The sequence below is a fragment of the Nonomuraea sp. NPDC047529 genome (genome assembly GCF_040642995.1).
In the GTDB taxonomy this organism is placed as follows: domain Bacteria; phylum Actinomycetota; class Actinomycetes; order Streptosporangiales; family Streptosporangiaceae; genus Nonomuraea.
The window spans coordinates 81847-95160 of the sequence record NZ_JBEYTJ010000037.1 but is presented as its reverse complement, the minus strand read 5'-3'; the positions used below and the strand labels follow the sequence as shown (position 1 = coordinate 95160).

Genomic DNA, 13314 nt, shown 5'->3' with positions numbered 1-13314 from the left:
AAAGGTACTCTGCAAATACGCCGACCGGAACAATACGAAGCGATATACGTATTCGGTGGCCGGAAATGCGTATCGGAATATTCGTTTGCGTAAGCCATCGGGAGAACCCATGTCCGGGACGTACGTATCCCCCCGGGTGCCGCCGGGACCGGCCGGAACCCAGAGCCTGAGGGCCATGCGCGACGCGCCGCTGGAGTTCGTCACCGCCATGGCGGCCCTCGGCGACGTCACCCGCCACGACGCGGACGGCGAGCCGGTCTACATGCTCAACCGCCCCGACCTGGCCAGGCACGTGCTGAAGGAGAACGGCGCCGCCTACACCAAGGAACGCACGCCGGACGACGACATGCTCCGCCCCCTGCTCGGCAACGGCCTGCTGACCAGCGACGGCGCCGAGTGGGCGGCCCAGCGCAGGATGTGCGCGCCCGCGTTCAGGCCCGCCGAGGTGGGCCGGTTCGACCAGGTCATCGTCGAGGCCGCCGAGCACCTGGTGACGCACTGGGCCGGCGACCGGCCCGTACGCGTCGACCACGACCTGACCTCGCTCACCCTCAGCGTGATCGTCAAGGCCATGCTGGGCACCGACATCGGCGTCGCCGGCGAGGGCTTCGGCCGCGCCGTGGACGCGGTCAACCGCTTCATCGGCCACTACGTACCCAGCGACGACCCCGACCCGGCCGACACCGCCGCGCGGCACGCCGGCTTCCTGCGGGCGCGGGCCTTCCTGGACCGGGTCACCAGGCTCATCATCGCCGCCCGCCGGGCCGGCGGCGCGGGCGACGACCTGCTCGGCGCGATGCTGGCCGAAGGGCACGCGATGTCCGACGCCGACCTGCGCGACCAGGTGCTGACCATCGTCATGGCCGGGCACGAGACCACCGCCAAGTCGCTGACCTGGACGCTCTACCTGCTCGACCGGCACCCGGAGGCGGCCGAGGCCGTGCGCGCCGAGATCGACGAGGTGCTGGCCGGCCGGTCGCCCACCGCCGCCGACCTGCCCGGGCTGCGCCGCTGCCGGCAGGCCGTCCAGGAGGCCATGCGGCTCTACCCGCCGGTCTGGCTGATCTCCCGCCGCGGCACGGCCGTCGACGTGCTGGACGGCTACGACGTACCGGCCGGGTCGCTGGTGTGCGTCAGCCCGTGGGTGCTGCACCGCGACCCGAGGTACTGGGAGGAGCCGGATGCGTACCGGCCGGAGAGGTTCGACCCCGACCGGGCCGCCCGGCTGCTCAGCCACCAGTACCTGCCCTTCGGCGGCGGCCCGCGCATCTGCGTCGGACGGCACTTCGCGCTGGCGGAGGCCACGCTCGTGCTCGCGGTGATCCTGCGCGGGCTGCGCATGGAACTGGTGGAGGGCTTCCCCGTCGAGCCCGAGGCGCTGGTCACGCTGCGGCCCAGGCACGGCCTGATGATGACCCCGAGGCCCCGATGAGCGCGGCGCCGGCGGCCACCGGCTCCTACGACGCCGCCACCACCACGTGGGGCGGCGTGACCGGCGAGCTGGCCCGGCTGGAGGCCCAGGCGGCGCTCTCCTTCGAGGAGGAGCTGCGCATCATGCGCGACCTCGGGCTGACCCGCGAGGGCCCGCTGCTGGAGCTGGGCGCCGGCTCGGGCGCGGTCACCCGCCGGCTGCGCGCCGCCGAGCCGGGGCTGCCCGTCATCGCGCTCGACGTGGACGCCTCCCTGCTGCGCAACGCGGGCGGCTGCGGCGCCCCGCTGGTCACCGCCGACGGCGCCCGGCTGCCGTTGCGTACCGGCAGCGTGGGCGGCGTACTGCTGCGGTACGTACTGCAGCACGTGGGCGATCCGGCGCCGATGCTGGCCGAGGCGCTGCGCGTGCTGCGTCCCGGCGGCCGGATCGTGGTCGTCGAGGTGGACAGCATGTTGTGGGGGCTGGCCGACCCGATGTACCCCGAGCTGGCCTCCGTCCACGCGACGATGGCCCAGGCCCAGCGCGGCGCCGGAGGGGACCGGCAGATCGGCAGGAAGCTCACCCGGCTGCTGCGCGGCGGCGGGTTCGCCGACGTGGTGCTGCGCCCGTTCGCCACCACCAACGACACCCACCCCACCGCGGCCTTCGCCCCGCACCTGGGGCCCGAACGCCTGGCGCCGCTCGTCGCCTCGGGCGCGCTGCCGATGGCGGGGCTCGCCCTGGCCGCCGACCGCTGGCGGCGTTTCCTGGCCGACCCGGACGCCTGGGTCATGCTGCTCGGCTTCGTCGTCGCCGGGACCGCACCGTACGGACCGGCTCAGCACTCATCGGAAGGAAGCACGTCATGAGTCCGTTCTGGAAGATCTTCATCGCGATCTTCAGCTACATCAGCGCGATCGTCGGCCTCGGGCTGGCCGTCGTGAACGCCAGCGAGAAGCCACCCGCGACCTCGCTGGCCATCGTGTACGGCGCCGCCGGCCTGCTGTTCCTGGCCGTGGGCGTGCTGCTCAGCCGCAGAGCCCGCTACTGAGGGCGCTCCCGGGGCCCGGCCGTCAGGAGGCCGGGTCGCAGGGGCGCACCTCGACGATGTCACCGGGCGCGTAGGGCATCTTGCGCGCCCACGACTCGGCCTCCTCGGCCGACTGGACCTCGATGACCCAGATGCCGCCGATCTGCTCCCGCCCGACCGCGTACGGGCCGTCGACGGCGGGCCCGTCGGGTCTGACCAGCTTGCCCTCCCCGGACCTGGTCAGCCCCGCGCCGTACTTGACCTTGACCCCCGCCATCGCCATCGCCCGGCCGAACTGGCGGTGGGCCTCGGCCATCCGCTCCCGCTCGCTCTCGCTGAAGGCGTCCCAGAGCATCTCGTCGCCGTGGATCAGCAGCACGAAGTCCATGAGTCGTCTACCTCCCTGTGGGTTCTGCCCCAAAGGCGTGGTGGGGCGCGGGCAGAGCCCCGGTTGGCACTATCGTGACATCCTTCCACGGTCGCAGCGCCGTAACTCGACCCGGTCGCCCGGCCCGGACGGCAGGCGCCCGGCCCACTCCAGGGCCGCCTCCTCCGACGGCAGGTCGAGGATCCACATGCCGCCCAGCTCCGGACGGCCGTCCTCGCGCGGCTCCCCCTCGGCCGCGTCCGGGCGGGCCAGCCGGGCGCCGAACACCACCGTGACGCCCGCCTCCCGCAGCTCCCGCCCGAAGGCGAGGTAGGCGGAGAACAGCGCGGAGCGGTCCTGCTCCGACAGCTCCGCCCAGGCCCGTTCCGGCCCGTGGATCAGCAGCGCGAACTCCATGACGGCTCCTTCCGTGCGCTCACATCTGCCGCCGCGCCAGCCGCGCGAACAGCCCCTGCTCCTCGGTGAGCAGCTCGTCGTAGGTGCCCTGCTGGACGATGCGGCCGCCGTCGAGCACCAGGATCTTGTCGGCGTCCCGGACGGTGGACAGCCGGTGGGCGATGACCACCCGGGTGGCGTTGAGCCGGCGGGTGCTCTCGGCGATGACGTTCTGGGCGGGGTTGTCCAGGGCGCTGGTCGCCTCGTCGAAGAAGACGATGCGGGGCCGCGAGACCAGCGCCCTGGCGATCATGATGCGCTGCCGCTGGCCGCCGGAGAGCGTGTTCGTGCCCTCCGACAGGACGGTGTTCATGCCCATCGGCATGGCCGTGATGTCGTCGGAGATGCCGGCCATCGCCGCCGCCTCCCAGGCGTCGTCGACGGTGTGGTTCGTGCTGCCGACGATGTTCTGCCGGATGTCGCCGGCCAGCAGGGCGCCGTTCTGCAGCACCACGCCGCACTGCCGGCGCACCGCGCCGAGGTCCAGCTCGCCCAGGTCCTGGCCGTCGTACAGGACCGAGCCGACGTCGGGCTGCTCGAAGCCGAGCAGCAGGCGCAGGATCGTGGACTTGCCGCTGCCGGTCGGGCCCACGATCGCGACGAACTCGCCGGGCTCGATCGACAGGTCGATGTCGGTGAGCACCGCGGGGCCGTCCCCGCCGTAGCGGAAGGAGACCCGGGACAGGCTGACGCGGCCCGACAGGTCGCCCGGGTCGGCCTTGCCCGCGTGGTCCTCCGGCTCGGCCTCCAGCACCGGGGCCAGCTTCTCCAGCATCGGCACCACGCCCATGGCGGTGATGGCCGCGCCGGTGAACTGCAGCACCGAGGCGATGAGCAGGTTGAACGCGGCGAAGAAGGCCAGGAACGCGCTGATCGGCAACTGCCCGCGCAGCGGCCCGGCCGCCACGGCGAAGATCACGACCGAGCAGACCAGCGGGAACCCGGCGTTGAAGGTGGTCACCACGTTCTGCAGCCGCCGGGCGGCGGCCGAGGTGGTCCTGGTCGCCATGAAGTCGCGCGTCCACACGCCGAACGCCTGGTCCTCCGCGGCCGCCACGCGCAGCTTGGGCACCGCCGACAGGAGCTGGAACACCCGCGACGACAGCCGCTGCTCCTGCTCGTACAGGCGGCGTTGCAGGCGTACCTCGAAGAAGCCGGCGACCGCGCACACCAGCACGCCGGCCAGCACCAGCAGGGTCGCCAGCAGCGCCAGGCCGACGTCGTAGACGTACACCAGCGCCAGGTTGGCCAGCCCGCCGAACAGCCCGAGCGTCGCGGTGGTCATCACGCCCGACAACGTCTCCTGCGCCGCGCTCACGCCCAGCACGGTCGTGCCCAGCTCGCCGGTGGAGTAGCGGCCGAAGAACGTGACGGGCAGGGACAGCAGCCGCGTCCACGCGCCCGCCTGCACCCGGGCCGACGAACGGCCCTCGATGCGCAGGGCCGCGACGTTCTGCACGATCGACAGCGCCCCCGCCACCAGCGCGCCGCCGATCACCAGCGCCGCGCCCTGCACGATGAGGTCGCGCTCGGCCCGCTGCACGAACGTCCCCAGCACCAGCCCGGTCATCGCGGGCACCAGCAGGCCGATGACCGCCACCAGCGTGCCCAGGGAGGCCAGCACCCAGAGGTCGCGGCCGTTGCGGGCCAGGCCGAAGCGCAGCAGCCCGGCCACGGTCCGCACCTCGCGCGGCAGCGGCTGGTACAGCACCTCGGCCTTGCCGGTCAGCGTGGCGGCCACCGCCTTGGTGACGGGCGTGACCCGGCTGTGGCCGGGCTGGGCGACCACGTACCGCGAGCCGATCGGCAGCAGGGCCACCGGCGTCCCGTCGTCGGCCCGGTAGCCCACCATGGGCCCGATGTCGTGTTTCCACCAGCCGTCGTCCAGCCGGACCGACCGGGTGCGCACCCCGGAGGCCAGCGCGACGGCCTGGAGCGGGTCGGCCCCCCGGGCCTGGCCCGGCGGCGGCGCGGTCACGGTGAACCCGCCGTGCGAGGCCACCAGCCTGGCCGCGGCCAGCGCCGGCGGGTCGGCGGTGACGTCGGCCACGCGCACCTTGGCCTCGGTGTCGCTGACCAGCGTGTCGAAGCCGCGGCGGGCCGCCCGCGTCGTGCCGGCCTCGCGCTCCCTGCGCCGCCGCAGCGCCTCCAGCTCCTGCGCCCGCCGCCGCTCGACCCGGCGGTCCACCGTGTAGAGGAAGCGGATGGCGTGCTCGACCCAGCGGGCCCAGATCGTCTCGTCGGCCAGCAACTGCCAGGTCGACCGGGCGCGCAGCCGGGCGGGGGCGTCGGCGACCATCCAGTCCCGCTCGGTCACGGCCAGCTCGGCGCCCGCGGTCAGCACGCCGGCCACGCCGTCGGGCATCTCGACCGCGCCCTCCTCGACGGTCATCCACCGCACGCCGTCCACCGACCGGGCGGCGCGGCCGGCCGGCAGCTCGGTCACCGCGTCGGGCAGCAGCGGGACGAACTCGCGCGGCGGCAACGCGTCGCGCAGCGCGGTGGCCAGCGCGATCATCCCGCCCTCCAGCCCGCGGACGAACTGCCGCACGGCCAGCCCGTACTCGGCGGTGGACATCGTGGCCGACCGGTTGGTGCCCGACAGCTCGCCCAGCCTGGCCAGCGGCAGGCGCGAGACCCGCGTGCCGAGCACCGGACGGCCCACGATGCCGTGCCTGGGCCCCTTGGGCGAGCCCGGCAGCAACGTGCCCTGCCGGACCCGGCACAGGTAGTGCCACCGGCCGACCGGACGGCCGCCCTCCAGGCGCACCGCGAACAGGTCGACCGCGCCCTCCTCCACCAGCAGCACCTCGCGCATGCCCGACAGCACGAACAGGTTCTCCGCCGAGTAGTCCACCGGCGTGGCGGCGTCGGTGAAGAACGGGGAGAAACCAGCCACTTTCAGCACTGCGTCATCCTCCGTCGCCGTTCTTGCGTGAGCTCCTGAGCAGCGCGGCGTAGTGACCGTCGAGCGCCAGCAACTCGGCGTGCCTGCCGCGCTCGACCACCTCGCCGCGGTCGAGCACGATGATCTCGTCCGCGTCGCGCACCGTGGACAGCCGGTGCGCGATGATCAGGCAGCCGCAGCCGCGCCTGCGCAGGTTGTCGGCGATGATCCGTTCCGTCTCCGGGTCCAGGGCGCTGGTCGCCTCGTCCAGGATCAGCAGCGTCGGCTGGATCGACAGGGCCCGCGCCAGCTCCAGGCGCTGCCGCTGGCCGCCGCTGAGGTTCCTGCCGCCCTCCAGCACCCGGCTGTTGAGGCCGCCGGGCCGGGCCGCGATCAGGTCGAACAGCGCCGCGTCCCGCAGCGCCGAGACCGCCACCTCGTCGGGCACGTCGTCGCTCCACAACGTCAGGTTGTCGCGCACGGTGCCCTCGAACAGGGTGATGTCCTGGTCCACGTACGCGACCGAGGCGGCCACGACGGCCCGCGGCAGGTCGTCCCGCGGCCGGCCGTCCAGCAGCACCCGGCCGGAGGTCGGCGCGTACAGGCCGGCGGCCAGCTTGCCCGCGGTCGACTTGCCGCTGCCGGAGTTGCCGACGATCGCCACCCGGCGGCCCGGCACCACGGTGAACGACAGGTTCCTGACGACGGGCGTGGCGAGCGCGTTGTAGCCGAAGGTCACGTCGGCGAACTCCAGCCGCCCGTCCAGGCGCCCGCTCGGTCCGGCCTCCTCCTCGGCTCGCGCGGACCGCTCGAACGTCCGGGCCATCGGGTACTTCTCGACGTCGTACAGGCGGCAGATGTCGGCCGAGATGTCCTGCAACTGGCCGCCCAGGTTGGTGAGCTGGGTGACCGGCCTGGACAGCGCGTTCAGCAGCGTCTGGAAGGCCACCAGCATGCCGACGCTGATCGCCCCGTCCACCACCCGCAGCCCGCCGATCAGCAGGATCAGGCCGCTGTTGACCGCGGCCAGCAGCGGCGGCACGACGGTCAGCGTCGCCGTGGCCACGCCCAGCCGCTGCTTGGCGGTGACCGCCTTGGCCAGGAACCCGGCCCAGCGCTGGAACGCCGTCGGCTCGGCCCCCGTCGCCTTGACGGTCTCCACGAGTTGCAGCGTGTTGAACGTGGTGGAGGTCAGGTTGCCCAGGTCGGCCCGTAGCGCCGCCACCGCGTCCGTACGCGCCCGCGACACCTGGCGCAGCACCAGGATGTTCAGCAGCGCCATCGACACCCCGACGAGCCCGAGCAGCAGGTCGTAGCGGATGAGCACGGCCGCGTAGAACAGCACCAGGACCAGGTTCACCAGCGTGACGGCCAGGTCGCGGGACAGGATCTCGGCCACGCCGTCGTTGGCCTGCACCCGCTTGGCCACCTCGGCCGGACGCCGCTGGAGGAAGAACTCCACCGGCAGCCGCAGCAGATGGCGGAAGAAGCGGGCCGAGCTGACCAGGCTGAGCCGGATCTCCAGCCGCAGCAGGTAGTGCCGCTGCACCGAGGTCAGCACGAACACCACGACCGCGGTGACCCCCATCGCGAACAGCAGCGGCACCAGGTAGCCGGGGTCGCGCCCGGTCAGGATCCGGTCGATGAACACCCGGCTGAACGCGGGCCCGATGATGCCCGGCACCACCAGCAGCAGGCTGGCCAGCAGCACCAGCGGCAGGGCGCGGCCCGACGGCATCCGCCGCGCCAGCAGGGCCTGCCCGACGCGGGTGGGCCGCCCGCCGGGCCGGAAGTCCGGTCCCCGCTCGAACGTCAGCACCACGCCGGTGAAGCCGGAGTCGAAGTCGTCCCAGTCGATCATCCGGGGGCCGCCCGCCGGGTCGTTGACCGCGACGGCCTTCCTGCCGAACCGGCTGCGCACCCCCTCCAGGACCATGAAGTGCTGGAACGCCCAGAACACGATGGCCGGCTCGGTCAGCGAGCGCAGGTCGTCGGCCTCCATCTGGAAGCCCCTGGCGATCAGCCCGTAGCGGCGGGCCGCGGCCACCACGCTGGAGGCCTTCGCGCCGTCGCGGGAGACTCCGCAGGCCGAACGCAGCTCCTCCAGCGGCACGAACTTGCCGTGGTAGCCCAGGATCATCGCCAGCGAGGCCGCCCCGCACTCGACGGCCTCCATCTGGATGACCGTCGGCGTGCGCCGCCGCCATCTCCACCGCCGCCGCCGCCGCGCCGGGGCCGCCGGGGTCGCCGGGGGAGCGGGCGCGGCGCCCTTCCCGGTGTCCTTTGCGGGTGCCTGGTCCACATGCCCCTGGTCGGGGACGCCGGTGGTGGTCACACGTCCCTCCCGGGGGCGCTGGTCGTGGTCACGCATCCCTCCTTCGGCGGGGGAGCGGGGGCGGTCACGCGGCTCACCTCAGCGCCCGAGCAGCAGGTCGAACAGCGTCTGGCTGCCCAGCCCGATCGCGCCGCTGACGGAGACCTGCGACTGCAGGCCCACCGGCGGCCCCTTCACGGTTGACCAGGCGTAGCCGGACGGCGTGGCGGGATCGCGCACCAGGTCCACGATCACCAGTCTGGACGGCGTGTTCCGCAGGTAGCCGCGCGCCGGGTCCTCGCCGCCCACCAGGTCGGCGGCCTGCTCGGTCATCACGGGGTAGTCGCTGACCGACTCGACCCGGCCGCGCAGCAGCCCGTACGCGCCGGGCGGCGCCGAGGAGACCGACAGATCGACCGGCTTGCCCGGCACCACGCCCATCGCCCGGTCGACCGGCACGAACAACATCGCCACCAGCCGGTCGCGCGGCGCGTCCGTACGCTCGATGAGCAGCAGCTCCTCGCCCTCCCTGACCACGTGGCCGGGCACGGCGGAACCGGCGACCACCCGCCCGCTGAACGGGCTGCGCACCACCTGCTCCGCCCCGCCGTCGGCGGCGATGACCGCCACCGCCTGGCCCTCGCGCACCGCCTCGGCCGGCTGGACGAGCATCGAGCGCACCGTCCCCCCGTACGGGCTCTGCAGCCGAGCCGTGCCGCCGGGATGGGTCAGCAGCCCCACGGCGGGCACCGTGACCGGCAGCCGCCCGGCGAAGAACCACACTCCCGCGGCCACCACGATGATCAGCACCACGAACGTGGCGATCCACCCGCGCGGCGAGGCCAGCAGCGTCGGCGAGTCGAGCTCGTCGGGCTCCCGCATCCGCTGCAACGCCTTGAACCGGAACTTCATCGCGCCGTCCCCCGAACGCGGCCCTCGGCCCGCCGTCGTGCCGTCATGTGCCCATCACCGCCGGCTGCCGACGATCAGCTCGCCGACGCTGCCCTCGGTCAGGTAGTCGAGGCCGCTGGCGAGCGCGAAGTCGGCGGCGTCCCCGCCGCCCAGCGCGCACACGGCCAGGTCCATGGCCGTGCCGGCCAGGTAGAGCGTCTGGTACAGCACGCCCACGTGCTTGAGGACCAGCGAGTAGCCGATCGTCTCGTACTTCCACATCACCCGGCCGAAGCGCGCGGTGACGGTCAGCACCACCTGGGGGTCGGCGGTGAGCTGGGCCGCCGACTTGGCCCGCTCGACCAGCGCCCGCACGGCGGGCGTGGGCGGCGAGACCAGCTCCAGCGCGTGGCCGGCGGTGTCGTAGTGCCACAGTCCCGGTTCGGCCCCCTGGCAGGACACGATCAGCGGATAGATCTCCAGCTCGTGGACCGAGCCGCCGGAGGGGTAGGGCCGGTCGGTCAGCTCCTGCCCGTCGGGTGAGGTGAACGTCGCCCGCCGCCGCATCGACCGGTAGAGCAGCTCGCCGAGCTGGGCCAGCGTGATGGGCGCGTCCGGGTCGTGCTCGCGCAGGGAGCGGCGGCGTTCCAGCGTGTCGGTCAGGCTGGGGTCGGTCTTGGCCAGCAGCTCCAGGTCGGGCCGGGGCAGCTCGATCCGCTCGCCGGTGAACGGCGGCGGGTCGGCGGGCACCGGGTCGAAGCGGGAGGTGAAGGCGTACGTGCCGCCGTAGCGGCCGGTGTACCGGGGGCCGCGGCTGTGGGCGTGCAGCCACAGGTCGCGAGGGTGCCACTGGGCCGTCGCCAGGTCGTCGTCCTCGGGGCCGGTGGCGAGCACGCCCGCCGCCGCGAGGAACCGCAGCGCCGGCCCCCACTCCTGGTCCCGCGCCCGGCCGCCGTCCGCCAGGTTCGCCGGGGTGGTCCAGGACGCCAGCGCGCCGAGCAGCCCGCAGGCGGCCGGCGACAGCTCCACCACCGCCGGGCTGCGCGGCGAGCGCACGGTCAGCACGCCGTCCCCGGCGGTCACGACGGCGAAGCGCGACAGCCTGATCGGCGTGTCCGCCGGCGGCGTGGGTGCGGGCTCCACGCCGCCGGCGCCGACCGGGCGCAGCCGGGCCCCGGCCGCGGTGAACTCCAGCAGGCCGGCCCTGGCCAGGCGGCGGACCAGCAGATTCCAGCGCAGCAGTCCGGCCTCGCCCACGGTCGCCGCCAGGGCGGTCTCGCCCGCGTCGCCGCCGGCCAGGATCCGCAGGGCGGCCGCGGTCCCGGCGTCGAGCCCGCGCAGGCCGAGCGAGCCGGCGGGCGTGGAGATGCGCGCCTCGCCGTCCGCCTCGGTCAGCTCCGCGTCCCGCCGCAGCCGCAGCTTGGTCTCGTCCATGGCCCGCTCCTCTCCGTCACCCAGGGGCCCGCGAACCGGTCAGAAGAAGACGCTGGTCGGGTTGAGCTCGTCCTCGGCCACGGGCTCGGTGACCCAGCCGAGCGAGACCGGCACGTCGTACAGCCGGCCGGGGCCGAGCCGCCGCCAGAAGTGCCGCATGCCGGGCGCGATCACCCGGACCACGCTGAGCTCCAGGTCGGGACGGCTCTGGTCGAGCGCGATGACCTCGATCCCGGCCGCGGCGGCCCTGGCCACGCACGTCTGCACGTCACCGGCCAGGTCGCCGCCGTCCGAGCGGGCGTAGTCGGACAGGGTGCGGGCGCGTACGGCGGGGTCGGGCACCAGCCACGGCTGCTCGGCCAGCCTGGTCTCCTTCCACCAGGCCAGCGTGGCGACGTCGTCGTCCAGGTAGAGCGTCTCGCCGTTCTCGTCGCGCCGCTCCACCGAGGGCAGGAACTGGTTGACCTCGGTGAGCGTCCTGATGGCGGCGATCCGCGGGTCGAGGTGCGCGCCGAACCCGACGATGACGTCCTCCACCGGATGCCCGGTGCGGTGCGAGACCCCCACGAACGCCGGGATGCCGAGGTCGGTCGTGAGGTCGAGCAGCCACAGGTCGCGGTCCATGCCGCGGTAGAACTCGCGCACGGTGTCGACGTACGGGTCGCGCAGCGAGTCCAGGTCGAAGGCCGGCCGCCGGGCCCGGTTGTACCACCACAGGGCCACCGCGTCCCGTTCGACCAGCTCGCAGAAGCCCTGCAGGACGGCCTCCTCGATCGAGTTGCCCGAGGCGTTGCCGTTGGAGTCGCCCACGCAGTAGAAGTGGCGTTCCAGGTCGGGGTGGCCGTACCAGGCGTAGCCGGAGGGCACCAGCCGTTCCCGCTCCTCGGTCAGCGACCAGGCGGGCGACCAGTCGACCGGCAGGTCCGTACGGAACCGCTCGGGCACCAGGTGCAGCCGGTGCGCGGGGTCCTTGTTCCACTCCTCGCGGCCGGCGTACTGGGCGTCGGAGAAGTGCAGCAGCGACTCAGGATGGACGGCCACCGCCGGGTCGAGGTCGGCGTAGGCGGCCTCGGTGACCGGCTCCTCGCCGCGCCACACGCCCGAGTAGCGTTCGATGGCCTCGCACAGCGCGCTCACCCTGGCCTGCACCTCGGTACGGCCCTTGCCGCCGCTCTGCCCGCGCAGGTTGCGGCGCAGCAGGTCCATGTTGTCGCCGATCATGGCGAAGTTGTGGCCCGCGGTGAAGCTGTAGGTGACGCCGTTGTCCTCGTCGGCGAAGGTGTGCAGCCGGGTGACCGCCCCGATCAGCGGGCTGATGTGCTTCTCCAACCTGGCGTACGTACGCGCGGGCGGCTCGATGCGGTATCCGCCGTCGGTGACGTGCCGGGCGCTGCGCGCCGACAGCGCGACCTTGGGGCTGCGTTCGCTGATCAGCGTGGGATCGCCGCAGGCCGGGCACTGCGGCAGCCGGACCACGGTGTGCTCCATGACGCCGAGGGTGCGCAGGTCGACGGTGGTCATGCGGCCCTCCAGCCGCGAGGAGGCCGCCCCCGCGGCGATCCGCGCCAGCTCCACGGCCAGCAGCCCGCCCGCCACGGCCGGACCGGCGGGCGCCGACTCCCGCGCCGGGTGGTACGGCACGCCGCCGCCGCGCTTGCCCGCCAGGTACCGCTCGACCTGCCGGTTCCCGGCCAGCCGCTGCGCCAGGCAGGCCCAGCAGCCGGTGCGTCCAGGCTGGAGCACCGGGCCGACCCAGAGCGTGATCCCGCCCGGTTTCACCAGCGCCCACGGGTGCCCGGCGGCCAGATAGGCGGCGTTGAGCCGGTCGAGCGCCGGATCGAGGTAGTCGCCGGCCACCACGACCGCCATCGTCCCCTCGGGCCCGGCGGCCTCCTCCGCCACGCTCCTCGTACGTATACGCAACCCGTGCTCGGCCAGCACCGGGACCACCGCGGCGGCGTCGGCCCCCTCGCAGGCCACGACGGTGAATTCGGCGCGGGAGAGCGCGTCGTGCGCGTGCACCGGGTCAATTCCCTGCGCGTCCCAGAATGCCAGCGTGCTGTCCGGCCAATCGGGGCGGCCATTGGCGAGATGGCCGAATGCGGCGAATTTGCGAATGGCGATGAGTGTCTGCGGGAGCGGCAGTTCGTCGATCAGCGCGCTCGCGATCTCGGCTACGGTACGCCGTCCGTCCAGGTAGGGAAGGAGTTTCCCGGCCCCCGCCGACTGGACGAGGTAGTGCTGACCCTCGGCCAGGAGAAACACCTTCGACCCGTCGATCACCTGCGGTGTGAAGTGCGCCTTGAGACGTGGGCGGTCCATGACCCTCCCCGTATCGGGTCCATATTGGTTGATCGCAGAGTCGCACCGGGCCGGATCCGGTGTAAAGACGTAATTCCGGCGTACGCATTTCACCGGTACGGTGGGCGAAAATACGTATTGGTCCGGCGGGAATGCGCATGCGCCCCGGTGTGGGCGCGCTGTTGAACCAGGTGCCAATAGTCCGGATTAGTCGGATTTGCGT

General features: G+C 73.4%; 10 protein-coding genes. 3 read left to right on the top strand and 7 right to left on the bottom strand.

Annotation, left to right across the window (positions count from 1 at the left end; all coding sequences use genetic code 11):
• Nucleotides 1–175 precede the first annotated feature (175 nt).
• Genes ABZ815_RS40830 through ABZ815_RS40820 form a run of 3 tightly spaced genes read left to right on the top strand, consistent with a single transcriptional unit; the run spans nucleotide 176 to nucleotide 2462 of the window.
• Complete coding sequence (locus tag ABZ815_RS40830; RefSeq protein WP_357706731.1) at nucleotides 176–1432, top strand: cytochrome P450; 1257 nt, start codon at nucleotides 176–178, stop codon at nucleotides 1430–1432.
• Nucleotides 1429–2280 (top strand): methyltransferase domain-containing protein, encoded by an 852-nt coding sequence (locus ABZ815_RS40825; RefSeq protein ID WP_357706730.1) that lies wholly within the window; start codon nucleotides 1429–1431, stop codon nucleotides 2278–2280. Before ABZ815_RS40830 ends, ABZ815_RS40825 begins: the two co-directional genes overlap by 4 nt.
• On the top strand, nucleotides 2277–2462 hold the full coding sequence (locus tag ABZ815_RS40820) for a hypothetical protein (RefSeq protein ID WP_189646391.1): 186 nt from the start codon (nucleotides 2277–2279) through the stop codon (nucleotides 2460–2462). The genes ABZ815_RS40825 and ABZ815_RS40820 overlap by 4 nt, the downstream gene beginning before the upstream one ends.
• A 22-nt stretch (nucleotides 2463–2484) precedes the next feature.
• Here the strand turns inward: ABZ815_RS40820 and ABZ815_RS40815 are convergent, their stop codons facing one another.
• The 7 genes from ABZ815_RS40815 to ABZ815_RS40785 all read right to left on the bottom strand — a co-directional run bounded on the left by ABZ815_RS40815 (nucleotide 2485) and on the right by ABZ815_RS40785 (nucleotide 13112).
• Nucleotides 2485–2829, bottom strand: a complete 345-nt coding sequence (locus tag ABZ815_RS40815) for a YciI family protein (RefSeq protein WP_357706729.1) — start codon at nucleotides 2827–2829, stop codon at nucleotides 2485–2487.
• A gap of 69 nt (nucleotides 2830–2898) precedes the next feature.
• The gene (locus tag ABZ815_RS40810; RefSeq protein WP_357706727.1) at nucleotides 2899–3225 is read right to left on the bottom strand and encodes a YciI family protein; all 327 of its coding nucleotides are present in this window, start codon (nucleotides 3223–3225) and stop codon (nucleotides 2899–2901) included.
• A gap of 19 nt (nucleotides 3226–3244) precedes the next feature.
• On the bottom strand, nucleotides 3245–6172 hold the full coding sequence (locus ABZ815_RS40805) for an NHLP bacteriocin export ABC transporter permease/ATPase subunit (protein WP_357706725.1): 2928 nt from the start codon (nucleotides 6170–6172) through the stop codon (nucleotides 3245–3247).
• A gap of 4 nt (nucleotides 6173–6176) precedes the next feature.
• Complete coding sequence (locus tag ABZ815_RS40800; protein ID WP_357706724.1) at nucleotides 6177–8522, bottom strand: NHLP family bacteriocin export ABC transporter peptidase/permease/ATPase subunit; 2346 nt, start codon at nucleotides 8520–8522, stop codon at nucleotides 6177–6179.
• A gap of 42 nt (nucleotides 8523–8564) precedes the next feature.
• Entirely contained in the window at nucleotides 8565–9377 is an 813-nt protein-coding gene (locus ABZ815_RS40795) for an HlyD family efflux transporter periplasmic adaptor subunit (protein ID WP_357706722.1), read from the bottom strand.
• 54 nt (nucleotides 9378–9431) lie between these two features.
• Complete coding sequence (locus ABZ815_RS40790; RefSeq protein ID WP_357706720.1) at nucleotides 9432–10790, bottom strand: SagB family peptide dehydrogenase; 1359 nt, start codon at nucleotides 10788–10790, stop codon at nucleotides 9432–9434.
• 39 nt (nucleotides 10791–10829) lie between these two features.
• The gene (locus ABZ815_RS40785) at nucleotides 10830–13112 is read right to left on the bottom strand and encodes a TOMM precursor leader peptide-binding protein (RefSeq protein ID WP_357706718.1); all 2283 of its coding nucleotides are present in this window, start codon (nucleotides 13110–13112) and stop codon (nucleotides 10830–10832) included.
• Between the last annotated feature and the right edge of the window lie 202 nt (nucleotides 13113–13314).